Origin of the sequence: Pseudomonas umsongensis, from assembly GCF_002236105.1 — a bacterium.
GTDB lineage: Bacteria > Pseudomonadota > Gammaproteobacteria > Pseudomonadales > Pseudomonadaceae > Aquipseudomonas > Aquipseudomonas umsongensis.
The window spans coordinates 1,089,580-1,115,458 of sequence record NZ_NIWU01000002.1 but is presented as its reverse complement, the minus strand read 5'-3'; the positions used below and the strand labels follow the sequence as shown (position 1 = coordinate 1,115,458).

22 protein-coding genes are annotated in these 25,879 nt (G+C 53.2%); all 22 read right to left on the bottom strand.

What is annotated here, in order from left to right; all coding sequences use genetic code 11:
• Positions 1–6 precede the first annotated feature (6 nt).
• Entirely contained in the window at positions 7–801 is a 795-nt protein-coding gene (locus tag PSUM_RS15535; RefSeq protein ID WP_083348491.1) for an SDR family NAD(P)-dependent oxidoreductase, read from the bottom strand.
• Between the two features lie 210 nt (positions 802–1,011).
• A complete protein-coding gene (locus PSUM_RS15530; protein WP_083348490.1) occupies positions 1,012–1,347 on the bottom strand; it encodes a ComEA family DNA-binding protein in 336 nt (111 codons plus the stop codon).
• A gap of 113 nt (positions 1,348–1,460) precedes the next feature.
• Positions 1,461–3,455, bottom strand: coding sequence for a polysaccharide biosynthesis protein (locus tag PSUM_RS15525; protein WP_083348489.1), 1,995 nt, complete (start codon positions 3,453–3,455; stop codon positions 1,461–1,463).
• A 112-nt stretch (positions 3,456–3,567) separates the two neighbouring features.
• Positions 3,568–4,611, bottom strand: coding sequence for an MraY family glycosyltransferase (locus PSUM_RS15520; RefSeq protein WP_083348488.1), 1,044 nt, complete (start codon positions 4,609–4,611; stop codon positions 3,568–3,570).
• 25 nt (positions 4,612–4,636) lie between these two features.
• A complete protein-coding gene (locus PSUM_RS15515) occupies positions 4,637–5,572 on the bottom strand; it encodes an NAD-dependent epimerase/dehydratase family protein (RefSeq protein ID WP_083348487.1) in 936 nt (311 codons plus the stop codon).
• Complete coding sequence (locus PSUM_RS15510; RefSeq protein ID WP_083348486.1) at positions 5,569–6,771, bottom strand: glycosyltransferase family 4 protein; 1,203 nt, start codon at positions 6,769–6,771, stop codon at positions 5,569–5,571. Before PSUM_RS15510 ends, PSUM_RS15515 begins: the two co-directional genes overlap by 4 nt.
• An 18-nt stretch (positions 6,772–6,789) precedes the next feature.
• Entirely contained in the window at positions 6,790–7,920 is a 1,131-nt protein-coding gene (wecB, locus tag PSUM_RS15505; RefSeq protein ID WP_083348485.1) for a non-hydrolyzing UDP-N-acetylglucosamine 2-epimerase, read from the bottom strand.
• A gap of 74 nt (positions 7,921–7,994) precedes the next feature.
• Positions 7,995–9,113, bottom strand: a complete 1,119-nt coding sequence (gene wbjC / locus PSUM_RS15500) for a UDP-2-acetamido-2,6-beta-L-arabino-hexul-4-ose reductase (RefSeq protein WP_083348484.1) — start codon at positions 9,111–9,113, stop codon at positions 7,995–7,997.
• A gap of 4 nt (positions 9,114–9,117) precedes the next feature.
• Positions 9,118–10,152 (bottom strand): polysaccharide biosynthesis protein, encoded by a 1,035-nt coding sequence (locus tag PSUM_RS15495; RefSeq protein WP_083350127.1) that lies wholly within the window; start codon positions 10,150–10,152, stop codon positions 9,118–9,120.
• 2 nt (positions 10,153–10,154) lie between these two features.
• Positions 10,155–11,480, bottom strand: a complete 1,326-nt coding sequence (locus PSUM_RS15490; RefSeq protein ID WP_141195503.1) for a glycosyltransferase — start codon at positions 11,478–11,480, stop codon at positions 10,155–10,157.
• A 44-nt stretch (positions 11,481–11,524) separates the two neighbouring features.
• Complete coding sequence (locus tag PSUM_RS15485; RefSeq protein WP_083348482.1) at positions 11,525–12,934, bottom strand: hypothetical protein; 1,410 nt, start codon at positions 12,932–12,934, stop codon at positions 11,525–11,527.
• Positions 12,935–13,082: 148 nt separating this feature from the next.
• Complete coding sequence (locus PSUM_RS15480) at positions 13,083–14,513, bottom strand: polysaccharide biosynthesis protein (RefSeq protein WP_083348481.1); 1,431 nt, start codon at positions 14,511–14,513, stop codon at positions 13,083–13,085.
• A gap of 224 nt (positions 14,514–14,737) precedes the next feature.
• Positions 14,738–14,977 carry a LapA family protein gene (locus tag PSUM_RS15475; RefSeq protein WP_083348480.1) on the bottom strand — a complete coding sequence of 80 codons (240 nt, stop codon included), beginning with the start codon at positions 14,975–14,977 and terminating at the stop codon, positions 14,738–14,740.
• A 20-nt stretch (positions 14,978–14,997) separates the two neighbouring features.
• A complete protein-coding gene (gene ihfB / locus PSUM_RS15470; protein ID WP_083348479.1) occupies positions 14,998–15,297 on the bottom strand; it encodes an integration host factor subunit beta in 300 nt (99 codons plus the stop codon).
• 129 nt (positions 15,298–15,426) lie between these two features.
• Positions 15,427–15,708, bottom strand: coding sequence for a hypothetical protein (locus PSUM_RS32170; RefSeq protein ID WP_083348478.1), 282 nt, complete (start codon positions 15,706–15,708; stop codon positions 15,427–15,429).
• Between the two features lie 255 nt (positions 15,709–15,963).
• Positions 15,964–17,256, bottom strand: a complete 1,293-nt coding sequence (gene ltrA, locus PSUM_RS15460; RefSeq protein WP_083348477.1) for a group II intron reverse transcriptase/maturase — start codon at positions 17,254–17,256, stop codon at positions 15,964–15,966.
• Positions 17,257–17,756: 500 nt separating this feature from the next.
• Entirely contained in the window at positions 17,757–19,451 is a 1,695-nt protein-coding gene (gene rpsA / locus PSUM_RS15450; protein ID WP_020800122.1) for a 30S ribosomal protein S1, read from the bottom strand.
• Positions 19,452–19,570: 119 nt separating this feature from the next.
• The gene (gene cmk, locus PSUM_RS15445; protein ID WP_020800123.1) at positions 19,571–20,260 is read right to left on the bottom strand and encodes a (d)CMP kinase; all 690 of its coding nucleotides are present in this window, start codon (positions 20,258–20,260) and stop codon (positions 19,571–19,573) included.
• The gene (locus tag PSUM_RS15440) at positions 20,257–22,464 is read right to left on the bottom strand and encodes a bifunctional prephenate dehydrogenase/3-phosphoshikimate 1-carboxyvinyltransferase (RefSeq protein ID WP_033041276.1); all 2,208 of its coding nucleotides are present in this window, start codon (positions 22,462–22,464) and stop codon (positions 20,257–20,259) included. The genes cmk and PSUM_RS15440 overlap by 4 nt, the downstream gene beginning before the upstream one ends.
• Before the next feature lie 28 nt (positions 22,465–22,492).
• Positions 22,493–23,605 (bottom strand): histidinol-phosphate transaminase, encoded by a 1,113-nt coding sequence (hisC, locus tag PSUM_RS15435; protein ID WP_020800125.1) that lies wholly within the window; start codon positions 23,603–23,605, stop codon positions 22,493–22,495.
• Positions 23,606–23,618: 13 nt separating this feature from the next.
• Complete coding sequence (pheA, locus tag PSUM_RS15430) at positions 23,619–24,713, bottom strand: prephenate dehydratase (protein WP_020800126.1); 1,095 nt, start codon at positions 24,711–24,713, stop codon at positions 23,619–23,621.
• Positions 24,713–25,798, bottom strand: a complete 1,086-nt coding sequence (serC, locus tag PSUM_RS15425; protein ID WP_083348475.1) for a 3-phosphoserine/phosphohydroxythreonine transaminase — start codon at positions 25,796–25,798, stop codon at positions 24,713–24,715. The genes pheA and serC overlap by 1 nt, the downstream gene beginning before the upstream one ends.
• Positions 25,799–25,879: the final 81 nt, after the last annotated feature.

The following is a 25,879-nucleotide window of genomic DNA, read 5'->3' as shown; positions in this document are numbered from 1 at the left end:
CCCGCGTCATTTGTAACGCGCAGCCGCCTTGCTTTTGGAAAGATTAGGCGCCATGACCAGACGCGCCGCCACAAATGCATCCCAGTCGCCAGCATCCGGCAATGAAGGAATGGTCACCAACTCACCCTGATCCAGTCCCGCCAGCGCCGCATCGACCATCTCCCCCGCCTCCATCACCATATCCTCCGGAATCTGCGAAGCATCGATACCCGAACGCTCCCAGATCTCCGTGCGTGTTACCCCTGGCAACACAGCCTGGACCTTGACACCGGTGCCGTCGAGTTCGGCGCTCAACGACTGGGTCAAACTCAACACATAAGCCTTGCTCGCGCTGTACGTCGCATTAAACCGCTCGGGAAACAACGCCACCACCGATGCAATATTGATAATCGTGCCCCGACCCGCCTTGCCAAAACTCGCCGCCGCCGCCGACGCCAAACGCGTGACCGCCGTGATATTCAACTGAATCATGCGTTCCATCTGATCCAAGTCGGCATTGGCCAACAACCCATCCGCCGCTATCCCCGCATTGTTCAGCAACAGACTGATACTCGAATCACTGCGAAGACGCTGCTCAAGCTTCAGCACGTCATCTTTCTGCGTCAAATCCGCCTTCAACACCTCAACCTGAACACCATGGGCATCACGCAACGCACTCGCCGCCGCTTCAAGCCGACCTTGATCACGGGCGACCAACAACAAATCAAAACCACGCGCAGCCAAACGCTGTGCGTAGACAGCACCGATGCCGGAGGAAGCGCCGGTGACGAGGGCTGTGCCTTGGGACTGGATGGAAGTCATGATGATTGCTCCTGGGAGATGCCAGAGAAAATGATACGCGCCAAGGTTGTCAGCGCGCCGACATGGAAATCGTATTTATTATAGCCATAATTTAAGCATCATATGATAGTCGTAATTTTTTGCTCGGCGACGAAAGGCAAAACCGCTCACCCTCCGCCAGATAGCAAAAAGGCCGGTCAATGACCGGCCTTCCAAGGCAGATTTACAAGCTTAGTTCACCTGAAGCTTCTCGCGATTCTTATCCAGGAGCGCCTTGCCGAACCCCTTCACCTCGAGCAACTCCTCGGTGGAGGCAAACGGCCCATTAGCTTCACGATACGCAACAATCGCCTTGGCCTTGGCCTCCCCCACACCGGACAACTCACGCTGCAAGGTCGGCGCATCAGCCTTATTGAGATTCACCTTGCCTGATTCCACACCCGCCGAAGCCTCCATAGCCACCGGAGCCTTGGATGCCTCCGGCTTGCCCGTAGGCGCTGCATTGGCGGTGATAGAAGCACTGGTGAGCAGGGCAAAAACCAGGGAGTAGAAATAGCCTATACGCATAAATGACGCTCCATGACATCGGTTGAGGAAGCAGCTTTTCCGCAGCTGCTTCCTCAACGTTAGGTGATGTGGGGAGGGTGTCAAAAATGTGTCTGTTGCGGGATGTGAAACAATCAGGGTTCGAGGCGACGTTGCTGGTAGATCCAGTCGACGATTTCGCCGTCGGGGTTATAGCCACTGACTGTTTCTCGTAACAGTTGGCGAACTTGCGAATAATCATCGCGCTCAACAGCCGAAAGTAGTTCTCCCAGCTTGACTTTAAGCACGTCCCAGCTGAGATAATCCTCGGTGGCAGTCATAATCATTGGATGTGGGGTAGCAGCCACGTTGTCGCCAATCAGCAATTCTTCATACAATTTTTCACCAGGACGCAACCCTGTGAACTGTATGGCAATATCGCCATGCTGGTTTTTTTCGGAACGAACGCTGAAACCGGAAAGATGAATCATTTTTTCGGCAAGATCGACAATTTTGACGGGTTCGCCCATATCCAGAACAAATACATCTCCTCCCTGCCCCATCGATCCAGCCTGAATCACTAACTGCGCAGCTTCCGGAATCGTCATGAAGTAACGAGTGATTTTGGGATGGGTAACGGTCAACGGACCACCCGATTTGATCTGCTTATGAAAAAGAGGAATGACTGAACCGGAAGACCCGAGCACGTTGCCAAAGCGGACCATGGTAAACCGCGTTTTATTCACCCGGGAAACGTTCGTCTTATCACCAAACATTACAGGGGCCACCTCCCGACTCAATGCCTGCAGCGTCAGTTCCGCCAAACGCTTAGTACTACCCATTACGTTTGTAGGTCGAACGGCCTTATCGGTAGAGATTAGTACGAAGTTCGAAACTCCAGCCTGGAGCGCGGCCTGTGCGGTATTCAACGTACCAATGACATTATTCCACACGCCTTCAGCGATATTGTGCTCAACCATCGGCACGTGTTTATAGGCCGCGGCATGGTAAACCGTATCTACATGCCAGGTTTTCATGACATCCAACAGCTTATCCTGGTTACGCACCGAACCGAGGATAGGTATCAAGCGCACGGTTAGTGATTCACGTGCAACGCGATGCTCCAATTCTGACAGGATGCTGTAAAGGTTAAATTCGCTGTGTTCATACAGCAAAAGCGTCGTTGGTTTCAGTATCAAAATCTGGCGACAAAGTTCGGAGCCGATAGAGCCCCCAGCCCCCGTTACCATCACAGATTGATCTTTGATGCAGTGCTCTAGTAGATCACCCTGTGCCGGCACCGCATCCCGACCAAGCAGGTCTGCAATATCGACCTCCTGAATGTCATCAACTTTGACCCGACCGCTAGCCAAATCCATGAACCCGGGCACGCTACGGACGTGCAGTGGAAATCTTTCCAGGAAGCCGAGAATCTCACGTCGACGAGCGCGATTCACAGATGGTACCGCGAGCAGTATCTCTTGCGCGCCCGTAACATCAATCATGCGCTGAATGTGCTTAGGCTTGTAAACCTGTAACCCGGAAATCACACGGTCGGCAATACTTTTATCATCATCGATAAAAGCAACAGGGCGCATGGCGCGCCCCATGCGCAGGGCTGCGACCAGCTGATTACCTGCTGCACCTGCACCATAAATCGCGACGCGCGGCAGCCCATCGTCACGATTGGTGAATGGAACGTGTTGAGCGGCTGCAAACCAGTCGCCCAGAAAAAACTGGCGCATGGCGAGACGCAATCCGCCGACCATGATCAGACTGAGCCACCAGTAGTTAAAAATGATTGAGCGGGGCACAACATTCTGGTGATTGCTATACCAAAACACGACCACCCCGAGAATTAGCGCGGAGAGGCTGACTGCCTTGATAATTGCGATCAGTGCATCGTTACCAAAGTAACGCATCACAGCTCGATACATTCCAAAGCGGATGAACAGAGGAATTGCGACAATCGGAGCGGCCACGAACAGCCAAAAGTGCTGGGTGAACGGATTGATCATCTCGTCAATACCCAAGCGAACGATAAAAGACATCCACAAGGCTGCCCATACAAGCAGGCAGTCAGTGATGACTTGCAAGATGCGTTTGCGTCTACGCGGAAGGCTTAACAAATATGCCCGAACATTATCCATAAAACCCCTTTCGCACTCCTGAAAGCTTCAAGCGCTGGATTCCTGTAACAGAGATCCATTATTTAAACACCGGAACAGCGTCAATAACCTGGCGAATCAGGTGACATACACCTCAATTCGCCTTCTCCAGCTCTCCTGCGCGGTATCTGACAGCGAGTAAAATGAGCGGAACATAAGCTATTAACAAACCGAGCATGCCATCCACGCCCCATACTCCAACACCCAAGGCGATCGGAAGCAGCCAAAGCAGGTTGATAATCAAAACACCTACTGTCACCGGCAAATGGCGGCCAGCGCTCCTCGAAGCGAACTGATAAGCATGACTGCGATGCGCCTCATAAACCTTATCGCCTCGCATTAGACGCCGCAACAAGGTGAATGTAGCATCGACAATAAATACGCCAAGCAGAATCAACCAGACCCACAATAATTGTGGTGCGGTGGAGGATGCCTGAAGGGAAAAAATGCCCAGGATGATACCTAGGAAGCCACTGCCCGCATCCCCCATGAAAATCCGCGCTGGGGGAAAGTTCCAACAAAGGAATCCGAGCACCGCAGCGGCGAGCAGCAAGGGAGCCCAGACCAGAGACTCAAAACCACCAATCCAGTAAATCAGGCAGGCACCGAAGCACGCAGTGACAGCCTCAACCCCTGCGATCCCGTCGATTCCATCCATGAAGTTATACAGGTTGAGCATCCAGACCAGATAGAAAGCGGCAATGACGTGACCTACCCAACCGAGATCGATCGTCACTCCGAACACGCTGACCGGTGCCAAGCCCCCAATCCAGAATAAAGCCCAAATCGCGCCAATGAAATGAGCCAATAGGCGCCAGCGAGCTGCAATGTGACCATGATCGTCAAGAAAGCCGATCACGGCAATCCAGGCACCGGCGCCAATCAACCCCAATGCATTTGACCAACTCACAATTCCAGTCAACGCGAGAACCGGCAGGATGAGTAAAAAACAGACAACAATTGCAACTCCACCACCACGTGGCGTGGGAACTGAGTGTGAGCTCCGCCCATTTGGAACATCAATAAGACTGTTTTTCAACGCGTAAACACGCAGGGCCCCGGTCAAGACGAGCGACAAAGAAATCACTACAGGAAATACCAGCCAGAAATACTCAGTTATCAAATGTGCATTTATCATTATAAGAACACCATACACAAAAAATTTAAGGGATCTTGAAATCCCGACCTGACTCCATCAACGCTTGTTGAGGTGAGACGACCGGGACCCAACCCAATGTTGATTGTGCTTTCGAAGAATCAATTACCAGCGAACCACAAAGCTGTGCATAGATCGCACGTTTTCCCAACAGCGTAGCGCCAGCCAACAAAAGAAACTTGGGCACAGCTACAAGTCGGACCTTTTTATTCATACCCTTGGCGATAAGCTTGACTATCTCACCAGTGGAAAGATCGACACCATCGGAAACAAGAAACAGACTATTGGCGGCTTTCGGATGCGCGACACAAACACGGATGAAATCTACCAGATTATCCAATGCAATCATGCTACGTCGATTGTTGATGGCAGCAAAAGGCAAAGGGAGCCCTAGTGAGACTATTTTCAGCAATCTCCGGAAATTACCAGGTGCTTGAGCTGCATACACCAAAGGTGGTCTTATAATTACCAGTTCCATCGAAGTCCCCCGACACAGCACCTCGAGTTTTCGCTCAGCGGCTAACTTGGACTCAGCATAATCCGCATGAGGGGCAGCCGGCGAAGACTCGTCAAATGCAATTTCGCTCGTCGACGAGCCGTTCACACCGATTGAACTGATAAAAATGAATCTTTTTACATTAGCAGCGAGCGCCTGCTCTGCCAGCCGAAGAGTTCCCTCGACATTTGTCTGCTTGAAACCCTCCAAGGCCACGCTCCTTGGCTCCCCCAAATTGTGAGCCTTACCGGCCAAATGGACCACGACATCAACCCCCGTCAATAACGGGCCCCAATCTGCATTGGCACTTAATGCAGGAGAAGTAATAAATTCAGGGTCTGACCCGGAGTTTCGCGAGCAACAAACCAACTGGTCGTATTCAGAGCGAAGTACGTTAGCCAACCGTCGCCCTACAAATCCATTGGCGCCAGTAATGAGCACTTTCATACCTTGTTCATTCCAATGAGATTAGCGACATTTGCGTAGAACTTATTCAACGCGAGATCCTCGGCGTAATTCTCACGAAAAACAGCTAGCGAACAACCCGTCAAGGCCACAAGATCAGCGTTGCAGATTGTCGCTATCACGTCGGCCAACGCACGAGGATCAGCCGGCTTGCACTGCCAGCCAACTCCGTTTTCGCGAATAACTCGAGATATCTCGGCATCATCGTCCATAACCGCCAAAAGAGGTTTATCTGCAGCAAGAGAAAAATAGGCCTTGCTGGGCACACCCAACCCGAGCATTCCCTTTTCCAGAGTAATAAGTGCTACATCACCTGCAGCGAGCCCCTGATTCTTATCCTTCAATGGAATAGAGCCCGCATAGGCAACATTCTTTTGAGGATTATTTTTAACAAACTCTTTCACCTTGGCAACGAGCGCACCATCTCCTATAAAGATGAACGCTGCGCGATCATCCTCGACGAGAGCGATGGTTTCGAGAATATTTTCGATGCCCTGCAGACGACCGATGTTTCCGAAAAACTGAAATACAACTTTTTCCTGCCACCCCAGCTCCTTGAGAAAAGGTGCGGTGTGACGAGGTACAGGAAAGACCTCTTTTTCATCTGCCCAATTAGGTACGAATACGACTTTGGACGGTTTGCTTACTTTCCCAACGACCAACTCCTGCATATCACGACCAATAACTATCAATAACTCAGCAGAGTTATAAATACTCGAAAACAGCCGATTTATTACAGGATAAACGGGACTGGAAGCCTTTATTATACCTGCAGGAATCAAATTCTCAGGAAATACATCATGAACCAGCACTCCCCATTTGAAGCCTTTGATCAACTTCAAAAGGGGAATAACCATCAAAAGTAATGCCGGATTTGTCCCGCTCAGCACAACATCATTTCTCTTGACATTGCGGAGGATATGCCAACAAAAACCCATCACTTGGCAAAATTGACCGACCACTCTGAGCAAAAGCTTGTTTTTATTAAACTTCAGTGATGTGAATGCAACTTCTTTAACTTTGGGACTCTCAAAAAAACTTGAACGCTCATCCGTGCCTGGATAAATAACTGTCACGCCCCCAAGCTCAGCCCCAATCTTATTTACGATTTTTGACCAAAAAAAACCGGTAGAATTTTGATGTGCACCCACATATTCCGAAACAATAAAAACCTTCGACATTAATACGTCTCGCCCTGATCAGTATTTTTTCCAAACAACACGCATAACATAGTCACGATAACTGTGAATGATCCTGACTACTTTTTCCGAAACGTTAGGCATGCTGTAGTCCTGAACTAGACGGAAGGTTCTCTGCTCGCCACGAGCCTGCGCCTGCAACAAGTGCAGCCCTTGCATTACGCGATCGACTTCCAGACCGACCATCATGACGGCCGCTTCTTCCATACCCTCAGGACGCTCATGGGCCTCCCGGATGTTCAACGCCGGGAAGTTCAGAATGGATGATTCTTCGTTGATAGTGCCGCTATCGGAAAGAACAGCCCTTGATTCAAGTTGCAGCTTATTGTAATCCTTGAAGCCCAACGGCTTAAGCAAGCGTACATTTGCATGGAACTTCACGCCCATGGCATCAACACGCTTCTGTGTCCTGGGGTGAGTGGAAACAATAACAGGAAGCCCGAAAACTTCGGCTGTCTGATTCAGCACATCAACCAGCTTGAGGAAATTCGTATCGGAATCAATATTCTCTTCGCGGTGAGCACTCACCACAAAAAACTTTCCAGGCTCAAGACTCAAACGCTCCAGAACATTCGAAGCCTCTATGCCTGCCCGATAATGATTAAGCACTTCAAACATCGGGCTGCCTGTTTTAATTACCATGTCTGGAGACAGGCCTTCGCGCAGCAAATAATCGCGAGCAATAGTGCTATAAGTCAGATTGATATCAGCCGTGTGATCGACAATACGACGGTTGATCTCTTCGGGTACACGCATGTCGAAGCAGCGGTTACCAGCTTCCATGTGGAATGTCGGGATCTTGCGACGCTTTGCCGGAATTACCGCCATGCAACTGTTGGTGTCCCCAAGCACCAGGAGCGCCTCAGGCTGGACCTCAGCAAGCACTCGATCCACACTAATGATCACATTGCCGATGGTTTCCGCGCCGGTAGAACCTGCAGCGTTAAGAAAGTGATCAGGCTTACGAATGCCGAGATCCTGAAAGAAAATCTCGTTCAGTTCATAATCGTAATTTTGCCCAGTATGCACCAAAACATGATCACAATCCCTGTCCAAGGCAGCCATAACACGGGAAAGACGAATGATTTCGGGACGGGTACCCACTACGGTTACGACTTTCAATTTTTTCATTTTTTAACGTCACATTTAATTAGTGATGAAAACGCCACACTGCTTTTGTTAACACAGGGGCGAAGTCCCAATGCTTACGCCTCAGAGACTATAGTTCGCGCATATGTATCTGGTGCTTCGCGGTCGAAAATCTCATTAGCCCAAAGCATAACGATCATTTCTTCGGTCCCGACATTGGTAATGTCATGCGTCCAACCAGGGACTGTTTCAACGATCTCTGGCTGATCTCCAGTCGTAAACAGCTCATAAAACTCGTCAGAAACCACATTACGGAAACGAAAGCACGCGGAACCTTTGATCACCAAAAATTTTTCAGTTTTTGTGTGATGGTAATGCCCACCACGAGTAATGCCTGGGTGCGCAGTAAAATAAGAAAACTGGCCGCTATCTCCCGTTTTCAGCATTTCGACAAATACACCGCGGGCATCCCCATATTTGGGAACCTGGTAAGTAAAGCGGTCTGGGGTAAGATAACTAACATACGTTGAGTAGAGAGCTCGAATCAGCCCCTTACCTACCGACTCAGTAATCAATGTATCGCGGCTATCGCGAAACGCTTGCACCTGCCGAGCCAACTCTCCGACGGTAATACTATATTGTGGCTCCACCTGCACAAATCGTTCGGCGGATGACTTTCCGTCCATTACAGCAATGAAAGAGCTGATAACATCGTCGATGTAAACGAGATTAATGACTGCGTTCGGGTCGTTAATCTGAATCGGCAAGCCGCGCGAAACATTGTTGCAAAACGTGGCAACGGCAGAGTTATAGTTTGGCTTTGCCCATTTGCCAAATACATTTGGCAACCTGAGTATATACACGGATGAACCGTGCTGCTCAGCCAATTCCTCCAACAACTCTTCCGCACCCCGTTTGCTGTTACCGTAAGGGTTATCCAGTTCGGCCTGGCTGGAGGAGGTGTAAAGAACAGGAACACGCTTCCCACTCGCAATGATTGCATCACAAAGCGCACGAGTCAGATCGGTGTTGCCAGTCTTAAACTCCTCAGGATCTTGCGGACGATTCACGCCCGCCAAGTGAAAAACAAAATCAATGTCTTTCACTAGTCCTGGTAGTTGCTCGATATCGTCCGCCCGAGTAAAGCACTGGACGTCTATGTCTTTACGCTCACCCAGATGAACGATCAGATTTTTGCCTACGAAACCATTTGACCCCGTGATCAAGACTTTCATCACGTCATTCCTCTGGTGTCGCAAATTCGCCACGCTGAATTGCGCGCATGAATTCAAGTTTCAGAAGGAGTTTTTTCATCCCTTCCACATCAAGGCGCTGTGTATTGTGGGAGTTGTAATCTTCCATACGAGAGATTTTTTCCTCACCCACTTCAACGAACTTTGCATAGTTCAAATCACGCAGATCAGGCGGGACGCGGAAGTACTCACCGCGATCCTCTGCACATGCCATTTCCTCTCGGCTCAGCAATGCCTCGTATAGCTTCTCGCCGTGGCGAGTGCCGATAACCTGAATCGGGTGTTCCGGGAGATTGAGCATTTGAGTCAATGCCTTGGCGAGCACTTCCACGGTCGCCGCCGGAGCCTTCTGCACGAACAAATCACCATTATTGCCATGCTCGAAGGCGTACAACACCAGATCAACCGCATCGGCCAGCGTCATCATGAAGCGAGTCATGTTCGGATCGGTCAGCGTCAGAGGCTTTCCGTCACGAATCTGCTGAATAAACAGGGGAATGACCGAACCACGCGACGCCATCACGTTGCCATAACGTGTACCGCAAATGACAGTTTTATCGTCATCTGCTCCACGCGACTTGGCTACCATGACCTTTTCCATCATCGCCTTTGAGATACCCATGGCGTTAATTGGATAAACAGCCTTGTCAGTGCTCAAACAAACAACGCGCTTAACGCCGTTCTGAATGGAAGCTTCGAGCACATTTTCAGTACCCATGACATTGGTCTTGACTGCTTCCATCGGGTGGAATTCGCAAGAAGGAACTTGCTTTAGCGCGGCAGCATGAAAAATATAATCAACACCGCGAGTTGCATTCAACACACTTTGATAATCGCGAACATCGCCAATATAAAACTTAAGCTTGGAGTTTGCGTAATGCTTACGCATATCATCCTGCTTCTTCTCATCCCGACTGAAGATTCGAATCTCGGCAATATCAGTATCCAGGAAGCGCTTGAGTACAGCATTACCGAAAGAGCCAGTGCCGCCGGTGATCAACAGTTTCTTACCGTTAAAAATAGTCAATTACTCTTCTCCATAAAATCTACAATTTTTTGACCGACGGCAAAACTAGACTTGGTCTCTGAAACCCAAATTCTACCACAGGCGGCCTTTTCCAACAAAAATTGTTGATCAGCTGCGAAAAACCGCTTCAGCGCGGTGCTGACACCGCCAGCGGTGCTATCCTCGATAACATTGAGAAACTCGTAATACTCATCGGGAATCCCCTCCAAGCGCGTTGTCAGGATCGGTACACCGCTAGCGAGGTATTCAAGTAACTTGGATGGAAATGAGTATCGAGTATAAGCGTGCTCGGGGCTTCTGCTCAGCACTAGGCAGGATGCTGACGATTGAATGTGTTCAACTTCTGAAGCAGTTAAAAATCCGAGATATTTTACAGAAGGGTGCATTCTGGAAGTCTCAGAAATGTATCCCTCCAACTCCCCCCGCCCACAGAGCCAAAGCTCGGCATCCACCTCAGACTCAATAAAGCCCTCAATCAGTTCAACTATGCCGTACGCCTTATTCAGACCACCCGCATAAAAAATCACTTTTTTACGCTCGAGCGAGTTGTCAACACTCTCGACCGACACAGCAGAGGCGTTTGAAATCCCCTCAACCACCAAATAATTTTTGTCTGACCACACCAGGCTGTCTTTAACCATGTGTTGGCTCGTCACAAAAACACCTGACGAAGCAGCTATCAATCGATCGATAATGTAGGCATCTATCTTCTTTAAACCCCTAAGCACCTTAGACCTCTTCATACCCATATCCATGTAAGAAGGCAAATCAGGAATAAAGACGAAGAAAGGGACACCGCAAAGCTTTTGCATCATGAATGCTGCCAGCAGATTGGGTGTATGAGCCGCGTAGACACAAACTGCATCGAGCCCATTTTTGTGTTTGATCAACCCCGCCAGTGACCCTAGCAATCGAGTGAATACTTTAAATATCGGCAAATTTACGATTGGTGTGACAACCCCGGTTCCCGACACATCTGAAAAGGAACCACCGGGAAAAAACCAGTTTTTATTACGTGGATATGTTGATACCGCGATGCTGGCAATGGTTTGTACGCATGCGCCACCAAAACGAAGCGCATCGAGAAATCGCTTCTCAAGCTTGTATGCAGCTATCTGTGGGAAAGCGTCATCTTTTGAATACCTATCAAAATATGAGTCACCTACGTAAAACCCCAATAGCACTATTTTTTTGCCCATTTTCGCCTTCTCAATAACCAAATCGATAGACCGCACCGAAAATGGATACTCTCCATCTGAAAAGGCAACCCGATCACCTTTTGGTTTTTGAACCAGAGATGCCGGGCTGCGCTCCTTCAACAACTTCGTTTCCGGCAAACCGAAAGGAGAGACCGGCAATGCTCATCTTATTTTATGTCTAGCGATTGATTTCCGAATCCAAATCGCCGCCCCAGGGTACGCCACCCCTTGAATACGACCAGGCCCAGGATCACCCAAAAAACACCATGATCATAAAAAATCGGGCCTTCGCCAGGTATCTGCGAGAAGTGGTAGCCCACAATTGCACCTGTTAATGCCAGTGAGCCAACAGCCGCTCCAGCATTTAACGGAAGCGACGCAAACAACCCGAGAACCACCGAGGCACACAATAATGCAAATATAGCAATTGGCCACCCACCCAAGGAATAACCTGATATATGTACCGCCGCAGGGGCAGTACCGCGGCCATTGAAACTATCATTGAAGATTCGACTATAGATGAAGGTGCTCGGGCGGCAGGCTGGGCCAATTCTAGCCTGAGCAATAATACCGCCACAAACTTGCCCTTCCTTAGTGAAAACCTGGTAATAATATGGGTATATAATTGCCATTCGGTGTACAACATTGAAAAGCAGCATTGGCGCATTGCTTGCTGCTGCTTGTCCAACTATCAACGTTTTATCGATAGCTCCAACTCCGGTTGCACCTTTAGCCTCCTCCGCACCTTTTGAACTTTCCTGCTGCTTCTCAGGAGTCAGAGCAATTTGAGGAATCTGCGGAATACTTTCTTCCGGTGCCTGCGCCGCAGGTATCAGTCGAAAAACAAACGCTGAAATCATGAAATACATAGTGATCAGCAGAACGCCACCCACTACGGCTTTTAGATAGGGGTAGCGTTTGGCATATACAAATACTGCCAATACCAAGCCTGCATAGAATATGAGAATCGGCCATTTCATATTCAGCAGTACCAGAAACACCGACATCAAGATGGCATTCACGATGGTCGCCATCACCCAAAAACGGCTACTCGCCATTATCCATCTGACCAACGAGTAGATGGATAGATAGTGCAAGAGTGACATCAGCACCACCAAAGGTATGAAACCAAGTTGATTCCTGATCTTGAATCTCGCTTCGACAGAGGCCACCGGGTCGGTACCTGCCAAGAACAAAGAAAAGGCATCGGCCTTGAACATCGAGTACAGCACAAACAAATAACTAACAGTTACAATAAATAGATATTCAGACTTTGTAAACTCTGGAAATATCTTACTCCACCGCTCCAAATATCTTCCGGAAACTTTGCGCACCACAGTAATAACAATGGGAGTTACTAAAAACGGAAGAAACAGCAGCAACCAAAAACCCGGACTAAACAAGGTTTCAAACTGCAGGATATCTGCCGTATAGCGATTTTTTTCGAGTTGTTCTCGCCCATAGGGCAGCGAATAAAGGACATTCCCCAAAACCACTGTCACAAAATATGCTGACAAAAATATCAGCGGTGCCAGGTTTTTTGAAATCCACACTCTCAGTTTGTCAAGGAGCATCATTGCCAGAACACCTACCTATAAAATTATCAACGAAATCGATCCATCCAGATACCACAAGATAATCTAACTACGCATCAGCATTCCATTCCGGCTGCAGACAGGCGGTCAAGCCATCAACCTCATCTCTTATCATCACGCACCGATCCATTTACACGGAGGCCTTCATGAATTCGCTCCACTTTACCCCTTTCCATAGAGAAAATAGAGAAATTGCCGTAAATCCGGCTAGCCAGAAAATGGACCTCTTCCACTCAATCATTGCACTGGCAACCGCATCCAAACCAACGCTGAGCGCGTACCCTGCCAGCAATGCCAGTAATGAAACCACAGCTGGCGCGCCAAAGCTTCGATAGAAATCCAGACGCTTGAACAGACTCGCAGTGACGAGGCAAAAATACAGCATTTGGGCCAGCAACACACCAAGAGACGCACCGATCACCCCCCAATACCGGGCGCCGACCCACGCAAAAAAAACAGAAATGAGCGAAGAAACAACCGAAAGATATGCCAGAAGCTTCATCTTGCGATGTACTTCAAGACGCTTTTGAAAGTACACAGAGGCACTGTTCAAGAACACGCCAATAAATGCAAAGAGAATTGCTAACTTTGAAACACCTATTGTTTTTCCGGTGATAATCTCGAAAAACCCAAACCCGACAAAATGCAGCGCCCCCCACAGAAGAGAAAATGCCACTATCAAAAATCCGGAAGAGCTCTCTATCACATTAATCGCAAACACACCCTCCCGAAATCGCTTGATTACAAAAGGATGGACCATCATCAACAAAGGCATGCTTAATAATCCAGCCGCCCCCACAAACAAATCCTTCAGCGACAAATATGCATCACCAGACTCTACATTATAATAACCAATCGCGAACCTATCAGCCCCAACCATCACAAGCATTCCAAGTATCCACGGCGACAGCGCAGCGCCATACTGAAAAATCAACTTCAAATTATCTTTAAAAAGACCGACGTTCGAGAAAGGATTAGAAACACCGAAAATCTTCAGCACCGTATACAGCAAATAAAATGCCGCAACAAAATAGCCAATAGCCAAAGACAGCAACGCAAATCTAAAATCAACCTCAAAGAATTTAAAAAATACAACTATCAGTGCAATCTGCGTAACAGCCTGTAATACCACTGCCACCAACTGCTGCTTTACAAAGAATCCGGCCTGACATGCAGAAGAAAGAAAGAAAAACAAAATCTGGCCAAAACACAACAACCAGACACTGATAAAAACATACGCAGCCGATGAGAAATAAACAGAAGCGACTGCTGCTAAAACTGAAGATACGGGAGCAATAAGAAAAACAACTGAAATGCAATTAGAAACAAATAGTCGCTTATCCTCCAACCCCGAATAATAGTAAATAAAAGAGTTACCAACCCATCCCGCACATAATTGAGCAGTAATCAGCGAACAAAACAAACTCACAGAATAACTGACATATTGCCCTTCCGGAAACAATCTATACAGATAAAATATCAAAAATATGCCAGAAACGGCTGGCACCATTTTCACCGGCACATAAAGCAGGAACTTCCGAAGAAAAACATTCATTTTCATTATTATCGTCAAACTCTTTCTTCGAAAATCACAAAATTAAAAACTGATAGCGAAACAAAATACTTGATAACTCTATAAACAAAAAACGGATAGCGACAAACTGACCGCGTATTCATGCCTGAAAAAAAACTCCATCATGCCTGATTAGGCATAGGACAGCTAAGAAGCAGTTAGGCTATCGATTCGAGCACTCCCCCCCACCCCAACTCAACCCGTCCATAAAATCAGACCGGATGACGCAATGGCCTTCTCACCACATGACGCCATAACCAACCCACGCATGGCCCAATTAGCATTCCACCCAGCAACGCCGTTATCACCAAAAGTGAAACTGGTAGTTGTGGCATTGACCAACCCATAAAAAGCAGGGAAACGCTTTGTTGATTTTCTAGGATAAATGCCAAGATCACAAAAAAAAGCAACAAAAAAAACAATATGAAAGCCACGCGCCTGAGGCTACGCATACGTCACCCTCCCATCCAACTCACTCAAACTCACCCTCATCCTCCTCATTCACCCGATCCCGCAACTCCTTCCCCGGCTTGAAATGCGGTACAAACTTGCCATCCAGGCTAACCGACTGGCCGGTCTTCGGATTACGCCCTACCCGAGGCGCACGATAATGCAGGGAGAAGCTACCAAACCCACGGATCTCGATGCGATCGCCGGTGGCCAGGCATTGGGACATTTGCTCAAGCATGGTCTTGATGGCCAGCTCCACATCCTTTGATGAGAGCAGCCCTTGATGGGTGACAATTCGTTCGATCAACTCCGACTTCGTCATAATTTTCCCTTCTTTTTCAAGCAGCTAGATCAGCGCTTCAAAGGTTTTAGCATGCCCTGACAAATTTGAACAGCCCCATCCTGCACCCTGCTTTTTCTCCCCTGGGACTCTGATGCCCTACCCGCCCACTCACCTGCAGATAACCAGCATCGTCCGAGTGCTAAAGCCCGCGGGGTTGAAACCGAAGAGAAATTCTTGCTCTTCCTTGGCGTCGTCGGACCTGGCCACGACCTTGTAGCCCGCGCCTTTGCATTCTTTACCTGCACGCTTCTGACACCTATCCCATCCCGACCCCAGCCCTGAGCAATCGATCTCGATACCACTGACCCCACGCACGGCATGCGTTCTTGCATTAGTTGTACAACCCACCACCAATGCCAGCACTGCCATCACGACAACGAGCCTCTTCATTTGATTCCTTATGCCAGGCAGAACGCCCGGCTGTCGCTTACCCCACGCTAAGACTAGCTGCAAATAAGCGATTGATCCTGCTAAGGAAAGAGACAGTTTTAGCGACGGAATGTTTCGTGGTTAGCGCGCAGAAGATCGCATCCACGACGGAGAGCCGAATTCCAGGCATCGGCATAGGGGACGGCCTTCACAGGCCGTTCCCCTGCCACACCACCCGGCATGCGGGTCCGCACCGGGCGGTTCGAGAGATTGAGGTTATGAGAGACGCACTAATCCCAGCCTGTCGAACCACGCAATATTAAGCACGCGATTCAGATCAAGACGACTGTTACGCCACCAGCGGCAGGTATTTCCCGCCACCTTCTGTGCCACCTGGATGTTTGCACCAAGTGCTCGTAGCTCACGATACGTCGTCGTTCCACGCCCCCATTGTTTAAGCTGGATAGCTCGCAATCGGTGTCGCATCCATTCGTCCAACTCACGCCAGACGGCTGGGGTTTGCGACAAACCGAAGTAAGCCTTCCAGCCCAAAATGTAAGGTCGCAGCTCATCAGCAATCTGCTGCAAGCTACGGCCACACGAGCGTCGGGTGTACCAGCGTATTCGCTGCTTGAACTGCTTCTGCGCTTTATAGGATGCAGCACGCTTGACTTCGCCGCGGGCTGACCACATCTCATAGCCCAAGAACTTGCGACCAAACGCACTCGCCACTGCACTCTTGCTCGCGTTGACACTCAAGTGCAGCTTGTCATACAGACGCTTCAGCAGAGCCATTACCCGCTCCCCCGCCTTATGACTGCGAACATACACATTCGCATCGTCGGCATAACGCACGAAGCAATGACCTCGACGCTCAAGCTCCCGATCCACTTCGTCCAGCAGCACATTCGCCAGCAACGGCGACAGCGGGCCGCCTTGCGGCGCCCCGCAGCGGCTTTTCTCGACCACGCCATTGATCAGCGTTCCTGCATCCAGATACGCACGAATCAGCCGGATAACCGCCCGATCCGTGATCCGTTTGCGTAAGCGCTCCATCAAAATGTCGTGATCGACCCGGTCGAAGAACTTTTCCAGGTCAACATCCACCACCACTTTGCGTCCCGAGGACACGTGGCGCTGGGCCGCCAAAACGGCGTCCTGCGCACTGCGCCCCGGGCGAAAACCGTAGCTGTGTTCACTGAAAGTCGGATCGAGTAGTGGTTGCAAGACTTGCAGCAACGCCTGTTGGATCAGGCGGTCGGTGACCGTGGGAATGCCCAACTCGCGCTGACCGCCGTCGGGCTTGGGAATGACCACTCGGCGTACCGGACTGGGCCGGTAGACACCAGACATAAGCTGTTCACGAATCACGACCCATTGGGTCAGCAGATGCTCGGCCGTCTGATCTATGTTCAGACCGTCGACTCCCGCTGCACCTTTGTTGGCCTTGACCCGCTTCCACGCCTGCTTCAGGTTTTCTCTCGCAAAGGCCCGCTCCAGCAGCCCTTGCCCTGCGTTATAGGGTTCATCTTGCGGGCGATTGACCTCGTCGCTGATGGGATCTCTCACGGTTTCACCGCTCGTTATCTCCGTCCGCCCCGCGTTTGGCAGGCATCTGACTTCCGGTCTTTCGCATCAACATGGCCTATGACGCTTTCTCTCGTTCGGCCCTTCGTCAAAAAAAAAAGACTACTACGGCCTCTGCTGACTTCTCGCTCCGGCTGGCGCCGTCGCCCTTTCAGGCACAAGGCGAGATCTCCCCAGGTAAGAACGCAATCCTTCACCACACAACCGCCGGATTTACACAGCCTGATCCTTGACCACAAAAGCTTCGCGGTTTTGTGCCCGCTCGCCCTGATCGGCTTTGCCTTTTATCCGGTTCTTGTACATCGGCTCATGGCTTCGATTCACGCTTCCTCCCCACACTCGGTCGCCCTCATGCAGTTGCGCTTCACTTCGTTCGCTGTGGTCAGCTTACGGCGGGACTTTCACCCACAAGATTGCGCCCATGCTGGGCGCACACAAAAAAGGGCGACCTAAGTCGCCCTTTTTTTACAGAAAGTCAGAACTTAGTTCTGTTTTTCCGCTTGTGCAGCACGCAGCAGGTCACCCAGGGTGGTGGCTACTGGAGCGTCACCAGCTACTGGCTTGTCGCGCAGGCTCTGGATAGCTTCTTTCTCGTCTTCAACGTCTTTCGACTTGATCGAGAGCTGGATTACGCGGCTCTTGCGATCAACGCTGATGATCTTGGCTTCTACTTCTTCGCCTTCTTTCAGAACGTTGCGCGCGTCTTCAACGCGGTCACGGCTGATTTCGGAGGCTTTCAGAGTCGCTTCGATATCGTCGGCCAGGGTGATGATGGCGCCTTTAGCGTCAACTTCTTTCACGATGCCCTTAACGATTGCGCCTTTGTCGTTCTCTTGAACGTACTCGGAGAACGGATCGCTTTCCAGTTGCTTGATACCCAGGGAGATGCGCTCGCGCTCTGGGTCAACCGACAGGATAACGGTGTCCAGCTCGTCGCCCTTCTTGAAGCGACGAACAGCTTCTTCGCCAACTTCGTTCCAGGAGATGTCGGACAGGTGAACCAGGCCGTCGATGCCGCCGTCCAGACCAATGAAGATACCGAAATCGGTGATCGACTTGATGGTGCCGGAGATTTTATCGCCCTTGTTGAACTGGCCAGAGAAATCTTCCCATGGGTTAGATTTGCACTGCTTGATGCCCAGGGAGATACGACGACGCTCTTCGTCGATGTCCAGAACCATAACTTCCACTTCGTCGCCGACTTGTACGACTTTCGAAGGGTGGATGTTCTTGTTGGTCCAGTCCATTTCGGAAACGTGTACCAGGCCTTCAACGCCTTCTTCCAGCTCAGCGAAGCAGCCGTAGTCGGTCAGGTTGGTTACACGAGCGGTAACGCGAGTGCCTTCTGGGTAACGGGCTTTGATAGCAACCCATGGATCTTCGCCCAGTTGCTTCAGGCCCAGGGAAACACGGTTGCGTTCGCGATCGTATTTCAGAACCTTAACGTCGATTTCGTCACCAACGTTGACGATTTCGGAAGGATGCTTGATGCGCTTCCAGGCCATGTCGGTGATGTGCAGCAGGCCGTCCACGCCACCCAGATCGACGAATGCGCCGTAATCGGTGAGGTTTTTGACGATACCTTTGACTTGCTGGCCTTCCTGCAGGGATTCCAGCAGAGCTTCGCGCTCGGCGGAGTTCTCGGCTTCCAGGACGCTACGACGGGAAACGACAACGTTGTTGCGCTTCTGGTCCAGCTTGATGACCTTGAATTCCAGCTCTTTGCCTTCCAGGTGCGTGGTGTCGCGCACTGGACGGACGTCAACCAGAGAACCTGGCAGGAACGCACGGATGCCGTTAACGTCGACAGTGAAGCCGCCTTTAACCTTACCGTTGATAACGCCCTTGACCACTTCTTCGGCTGCGAAGGCTGCTTCCAGAACAATCCAGCATTCAGCGCGCTTGGCTTTTTCACGGGACAGCTTGGTTTCGCCAAAGCCGTCTTCAACCGAGTCCAGCGCAACGTGAACTTCGTCACCGACGTTGATAGTCAGGTCGCCAGCGTCGTTGTAGAACTGCTCAAGCGGGATGAGTGCTTCAGACTTCAGGCCAGCGTGAACGGTTACCCAGCGAGCTTGGTAATCGATATCAACGATAACACCGGTGATGATGGAGCCTGCCTGAAGGTTCAGGGTTTTTAGGCTTTCTTCAAAGAGTTCCGCAAAGCTTTCGCTCATTTTAATTCCTGTGAATGAGGGCGAAGGATACGCCCATCTCCACACCCCAGACGGTGTGGGTTAGTTTCATTTAAAAGAAGCGCCACAGGACTATGACTGGTCCCCTGCGGCCTTCTTGGTCACCCGGCGATATCGCGAATGGCGATCTCGCTCATGATGCGTTCCAGCACCTGGTCGATGGACAACTCCGTGGAATCCAGCTGTATGGCGTCAGCCGCCGGTTTAAGCGGGGCTACCGCTCGCTGGGTGTCACGCTCATCGCGTGCACGGATCTCATCTAGCAGACTCGACAGACTAACATCGTCGCCTTTGCCCTTCAACTGCAAATATCGACGACGCGCCCTTTCCTCGGCACTGGCGGTCAGGAAAATCTTCAGCGGCGCATCCGGAAACACCACGGTGCCCATGTCGCGACCATCGGCCACCAGGCCCGGCGCTTCCTGGAAGGCGCGCTGGCGCTGCAGCAGCGCCTCGCGCACCGCGGGCAATGCCGCCACCTGGGAGGCACCCGAGCCGACACTTTCGGTACGGATCACGTCGCTGACCTCGTCCCCTTCCAGGATGATGCGCTGCAGCTGACCTTCGGTCGCCGCGATAAATTGCACATCCAGATGAGCGGCGAGTTTCTTCAGCAGCTCTTCATTGGTCAGGTCGACGCCGTGGTTGTGCGCGGCGAAGGCCAGCAGGCGGTACAGCGCACCGGAATCCAGCAGGTTCCAGCCCAGGCGCCGAGCCAGGATTCCGGCGATGGTGCCTTTGCCCGAGCCGCTTGGCCCATCAATGGTGATGACCGGTGCAATGCGCTTCACGACTGAGCCTCTTGGGCAACGCGGATACCGACCTGCGCGCACAGCGCGAGGAAGTTGGGGAACGAGGTCGCGACGTTGGCGCAGTCATGGATGCGGATCGGTGCAGTGGCGCGCAGCGAGGCGACGCTGAAGGCCATGGCAATCCGGTGGTCGCCGTGGCCGTGCACTTCACCGCCGCCGATCTGGCCGCCGTCGATAATGATGCCGTCCGGCGTCGGCTGGCATTTGACACCCAGTGCCAGCAGGCCATCGGCCATGACCTGGATACGGTCCGACTCCTTGACCCGCAGTTCTTCGGCGCCGGTCAGCACGGTGCGCCCTTCGGCACAAGCGGCAGCCACGAACAGCACCGGGAATTCGTCGATGGCCAGCGGAACCAGCGCTTCGGGAATCTCGATACCTTTAAGTTTAGCTGCCCGCACGCGCAGGTCAGCCACTGGCTCGCCACCCACTTCACGCTGGTTTTCCAGGGTGATGTCAGCGCCCATCAGGCGCAGGATGTCGATGACGCCGGTACGGGTCGGGTTGATGCCGACATGCTCGAGCACCAGCTCCGAACCTTCGGCGATCGATGCGGCCACCAGGAAGAACGCCGACGACGAGATGTCGCCCGGCACTTCGATATGGGTCGCGGTCAGCTTGCCGCCGGACTCGACCGAGGCCGTTGCACCGTCAACGCTCACCGGGTAGCCGAAGCCACGCAGCATGCGCTCGGTGTGGTCACGGGTTGGCGCAGGTTCGGTGACGGTGGTCTTGCCTTCAGCGTACAGACCCGCCAGCAGCAGGCAGGATTTAACCTGGGCACTGGCCATCGGCATGGTGTAGGTCAGGCCCTTGAGCTTGTTGCCGCCACGGATGGTCATCGGCGGACGACCTTCGGCAGCGGTTTCAATGACCGCGCCCATCTCGCGCAGCGGGTTAGCCACGCGATTCATCGGGCGCTTGGACAGCGAAGCGTCGCCGGTCAGGGTGCTGTCGAAGTCTTGCGCGGCCAGCAGGCCGGACAACAGGCGCATCGAGGTGCCGGAGTTACCCAGGTAGATCGGGCCCGGTGCTGGCTTGAGGCCATGCAGGCCGACGCCGTGAATGGTCACACGACCATGGTGCGGGCCTTCGATGACCACGCCCATGTCACGGAACGCCTGCAGGGTCGCCAGGGCGTCTTCGCCCTCGAGGAAACCTTCGACTTCGGTGACGCCTTCGGCCAGGGAGCCCAGCATGATCGAACGGTGGGAAATCGACTTGTCACCTGGTACGCGAATCCGACCGGACAGGCGGCCACCAGGTTGAGCCAGGAAAATCAGATCGTTGGAATTCATAGCGTCCACATAGGCCCGACGGGCCAGGATTTTACTGAAATGCTCGCGGGCAACCCGGGCGCGCGTGAAAACGCCCAACAATTGGTGCCCATCCCCTGCATCGACCGCGTCGCGCAAGGCGTCGAGGTCGCTGCGAAATGTATCGAGTGTGCGCAGGACAGCCTCGCGGTTAGCGAGGAAGATGTCATGCCACATGACCGGGTCGCTCCCGGCGATTCTTGTGAAATCGCGGAAGCCGCCCGCAGCGTAACGGAAGATCTCAAGATTTTCATTGCGCTTGGCCAGCGAGTCGACCAGGCCGAATGCCAGCAAGTGCGGCAGATGACTGGTGGCCGCCAGCACTTCGTCGTGCCGTTCGACCTGCATGTGCTCGACATCGGCGCCCAGTTCGCGCCACAGGCGATCGACCACGGCCAAGGCTTGCGGATCGGTCTGATCCAGCGGCGTGAGGATCACTTTGTGGCGACGGAACAGGTCGGCATTGGAGGCTTCCACCCCACTCTGCTCGGAACCGGCGATCGGATGGCCCGGCACGAAACGCGCCGGCATGCCGCCAAAGGCTTCGCTCGCCGCACGCACGACGTTGCCCTTGGCACTGCCAACGTCAGTCAGGATCGCTTGCCCAAGGTCCATGCCGGCCAATCGGCCGAGCATTTTTTCCATGGCGAGGATCGGCACAGCCAGCTGGATCACGTCGGCACCCTGGCAAGCCACCGCCAGGTCTTCTTCGCAACGATCCACCACGCCCAATTCAACGGCCAGCTTGCGCGACTGCGGGTCGAGGTCGACCCCGACCACTTCGCGGCACAGGCCACTTTCGCGCAAACCCTTGGCAAACGAACCGCCGATCAACCCCAGGCCGACCACCACCAGGCGCCCGATCAAAGGCTCAGTAGATTGCGGCACAGTGACATCAACCACGAGCCATAACCTTGGCCAGCGCCTCAAGGAAGCGGCTGTTTTCCGCCGGCAGACCGATGGTAACGCGCAAGTGGTTCGGCATGCCGTAGTTGGCCACCGGGCGCACGATCACGCCTTCGCGCAGCAAGCCCTGGAACACCGGGGCCGCTTCGCGATTTAGATCAACGCAGATGAAGTTGCCCTTGGAAGGAATCCAGCCCAGGCCCAACTCACGGAAACCCGCTTCCAGTTGCTGCATGCCCGACTCGTTCAAGCGACGACTTTCCGCCAGGTATTCGGCGTCTTGCAGTGCAGCGCACGCAGCGGCCAAGGCCAGGCTGTTGACGTTGAACGGTTGGCGCACGCGGTTCAACACATCGGCGACCACGGCGGTGGACAAGCCATAACCGACTCGCAATGCCGCCAGGCCGTAAGCCTTGGAGAACGTGCGCGACACCAGCAGGTTCGGGTAAGCCGCCAGGAAGTCCAGGCCGTCCGGCAAGTCGCTGCCTTCGGCGTATTCGATGTAGGCTTCGTCCAGCACCACCAACACGTGCTCCGGCACGTCCTGGAGGAATTCGTCCAGCGCCTCGGTATCGAACCAGGTCCCGGTGGGGTTGTTCGGGTTGGCGATGAAGACTACGCGGGTATTGGCGTCGATGGCCGCCAGCATGGCCGGCAGGTCATGCCCCCAGTCCTTGGCCGGAATAACCTTGGCCTGGGCGCCGACGGCCTGGGTCACGATCGGGTAGACCGCAAACGCATGCTCGCTGAACACCGCATTCAGGCCCGGCGCCAGGTAGGCGCGTGCGACCAGCTCAAGGATGTCATTGGAGCCGTTGCCCAATGTCACCTGGTTCAGCTCGACGCGGCACTGTTCGGCCAGCAGGGTCTTGAGCGCAAAACCATTGCCGTCTGGATAACGGGTCAGTTCGACCAGGGCATCACGGATGGCGGCCAGGGCCTTGGGGCTCGCGCCCAACGGGTTTTCGTTGCTGGCCAGCTTGACGATGCTGGCCGGATCGAGATCCAGCTCACGCGCCAGTTCGTCCACGGGTTTGCCCGGAACGTAAGGCGAAAGTTGTTGCACGCCCGGCTGTGCCAGAGCGAGGAAATTGCCACTCATTTGCTACCGCCCCTTAGAGAACTGCTTTCGGGTAGGAACCCAGCACTTTGAGTGCTACTGCTTCCTGACTGATCTTTTCCAGCACACCTTTTACCAGCGGGTCGCGGTGGTGGCCGACGAAGTCGATGAAGAACACGTAGGTCCATTTGCCGCTGCGCGACGGACGGGTCTCGATTCGCGTCAGGTCGATGCCATTGTCGTGGAACGGCACCAGCAATTCGTGCAGCGCGCCCGGCTTGTTGCTCATCGAGACGATGATCGAGGTCTTGTCGTCGCCAGTCGGCGGCACTTCCTGGTTACCGATCATGAGGAAGCGCGTGGAGTTGTCCGGACGGTCCTCGATTTTCTCGGCCAATCGGGTCAGCCCGTAGAGACCGGCCGCCATGTCGCCGGCAATCGCCGCCGAGTTCCACTCGCCCTTGACCCGCTTGGCCGCTTCGGCGTTGCTGGACACCGCCACGCGCTCGACATTCGGGTAGTGGGCGTCCAGCCACTTGCGGCACTGGGCCAGGGACTGGGCGTGGGAGTAGATGCGGCTGATGCTGTCGGTCTTGGTGTTTTCACCGACCAACAGGTGGTGGTGAATCCGCAACTCGACTTCACCACAGATCACCATGTCGTGCTCGAGGAAGCTGTCGAGGGTGTGGTTGACCGCGCCTTCGGTGGAGTTTTCCACCGGGACAACGCCGAAATTCACCGCACCGGCCGCCACTTCGCGGAACACTTCGTCGATGGCCGCCATCGGCTTGCTGATCACCGCGTGGCCGAAGTGTTTCAGGGCCGCCGCCTGGGTGAAGGTACCTTCAGGGCCCAGGTACGCGACTTTCAACGGTTGCTCGAGGGCCAGGCACGAGGACATGATTTCGCGGAACAGCCGCGCCATCTCCTCGTTGCCCAGCGGCCCCTGGTTGCGCTCCATGACACGCTTGAGCACCTGAGCTTCGCGCTCGGGACGATAGAACACCGGCACTTCGCCTTCGGCCAGCGAAGCCATCTTTACTCGCGCAACTTCCTGGGCGCAGCGTGCGCGCTCACTGATCAGCTCCAGGACCTTTTCGTCCAGGGCATCGATGCGCAGGCGCAGTGCCTTGAGTTCTTGCTCAGACATTAGCCGTGTTCCTTCTCGAACTCTGCCATGTACGCCACCAGCGCGTTGATCGCGTTGATGTCGACGGCGTTATAGATGGAGGCGCGCATGCCGCCCACGGAGCGGTGGCCCTTGAGGTTCAGCAGGCCACGCTCGTCGGCGCCAGCCAGGAACGGCTTGTCCAGACGGTCATCGGCCAGGCGGAACGGTACGTTCATCCACGAGCGGTCCGACTTGTTGATCGGGTTGCTGTAGAGGCCGCTGGCGTCGATGAAGTCGTACAGCGTGCGCTGCTTGACGTCATTGAGCTTGCCGATGGCCTCGACACCGCCCTGCTCTTTCAACCACTCGAACACCAGGCCGGACAGGTACCAGGCCAGGGTCGGCGGGGTGTTGTACATCGAGCCGTTGTCGGCCGCGACCTTGTAGTCGAGCATGGTCGGGCAAATGGAACGGGCGCGACCGAGCAGGTCTTCGCGAACGATGTTCACGACGATGCCGCTCGGGCCGATGTTCTTCTGGGCGCCGGCGTAGATCATGCCGAAGCGCGAGACATCAATCGGGCGCGAGAGGATGTCCGAAGACATGTCGGCCACCAACGGCACGTCACCGGTCTCGGGAACCCACTGGAATTCCAGGCCGCCGATGGTTTCGTTCGGCGCGTAGTGAACGTAGGCCGCGTCCTTGGACAGCTGCCATTCGTTCTGGCCGGGAATGGCGAAATAGTCGTAGGGCTTGGCGGTGGCGGCAACATTGACGTGGCCGAAGCGCGACGCTTCCTCGATGGCTTTCTGCGACCAGATACCGGTGTCGATATAGTCGGCGGTGCCGCTTTCAGGCAGCAGGTTCAGCGGAATCTGGGCAAATTGCTGGCTGGCGCCGCCTTGCAGGAACAGCACTTTATAGTTCGAGGGGATATTCAGCAGATCACGCAGATCCTGCTCGGCCTTGGTGGCAATGGACACGAACTCATCGCTGCGATGGCTCATTTCCATGACCGACAGGCCCTTGCCGTGCCAGTCGAGGAGTTCACCCTGGGCGCGCTGCAGGACAGCTTCGGGAAGCGCCGCAGGACCGGCGCAGAAGTTATAGGCTCTCTTGCTCACATCCAATCTCGCTCTGATTTGGTGGTATCACGCAATAAATCACATTATCAATCGACACAGGGGCCCTGCTGAAGCAGGCAC

Excerpts from the sequence above, each read along its gene's own strand:
- PSUM_RS15535 (WP_083348491.1), bottom strand. The coding sequence starts at position 801 with ATGACTTCCATCCAGTCCCAAGGCACAGCCCTCGTCACCGGCGCTTCC.
- PSUM_RS15530 (WP_083348490.1), bottom strand. The coding sequence starts at position 1,347 with ATGCGTATAGGCTATTTCTACTCCCTGGTTTTTGCCCTGCTCACCAGT.
- PSUM_RS15525 (WP_083348489.1), bottom strand. The coding sequence starts at position 3,455 with ATGGATAATGTTCGGGCATATTTGTTAAGCCTTCCGCGTAGACGCAAA.
- PSUM_RS15520 (WP_083348488.1), bottom strand. The coding sequence starts at position 4,611 with ATGATAAATGCACATTTGATAACTGAGTATTTCTGGCTGGTATTTCCT.
- PSUM_RS15515 (WP_083348487.1), bottom strand. The coding sequence starts at position 5,572 with ATGAAAGTGCTCATTACTGGCGCCAATGGATTTGTAGGGCGACGGTTG.
- PSUM_RS15510 (WP_083348486.1), bottom strand. The coding sequence starts at position 6,771 with ATGTCGAAGGTTTTTATTGTTTCGGAATATGTGGGTGCACATCAAAAT.
- wecB (WP_083348485.1), bottom strand. The coding sequence starts at position 7,920 with ATGAAAAAATTGAAAGTCGTAACCGTAGTGGGTACCCGTCCCGAAATC.
- wbjC (WP_083348484.1), bottom strand. The coding sequence starts at position 9,113 with ATGAAAGTCTTGATCACGGGGTCAAATGGTTTCGTAGGCAAAAATCTG.
- PSUM_RS15485 (WP_083348482.1), bottom strand. The coding sequence starts at position 12,934 with ATGATGCTCCTTGACAAACTGAGAGTGTGGATTTCAAAAAACCTGGCA.
- PSUM_RS15480 (WP_083348481.1), bottom strand. The coding sequence starts at position 14,513 with ATGAAAATGAATGTTTTTCTTCGGAAGTTCCTGCTTTATGTGCCGGTG.
- PSUM_RS15475 (WP_083348480.1), bottom strand. The coding sequence starts at position 14,977 with ATGCGTAGCCTCAGGCGCGTGGCTTTCATATTGTTTTTTTTGTTGCTT.
- ihfB (WP_083348479.1), bottom strand. The coding sequence starts at position 15,297 with ATGACGAAGTCGGAGTTGATCGAACGAATTGTCACCCATCAAGGGCTG.
- PSUM_RS32170 (WP_083348478.1), bottom strand. The coding sequence starts at position 15,708 with ATGAAGAGGCTCGTTGTCGTGATGGCAGTGCTGGCATTGGTGGTGGGT.
- rpsA (WP_020800122.1), bottom strand. The coding sequence starts at position 19,451 with ATGAGCGAAAGCTTTGCGGAACTCTTTGAAGAAAGCCTAAAAACCCTG.
- hisC (WP_020800125.1), bottom strand. The coding sequence starts at position 23,605 with ATGAGTGGCAATTTCCTCGCTCTGGCACAGCCGGGCGTGCAACAACTT.
- pheA (WP_020800126.1), bottom strand. The coding sequence starts at position 24,713 with ATGTCTGAGCAAGAACTCAAGGCACTGCGCCTGCGCATCGATGCCCTG.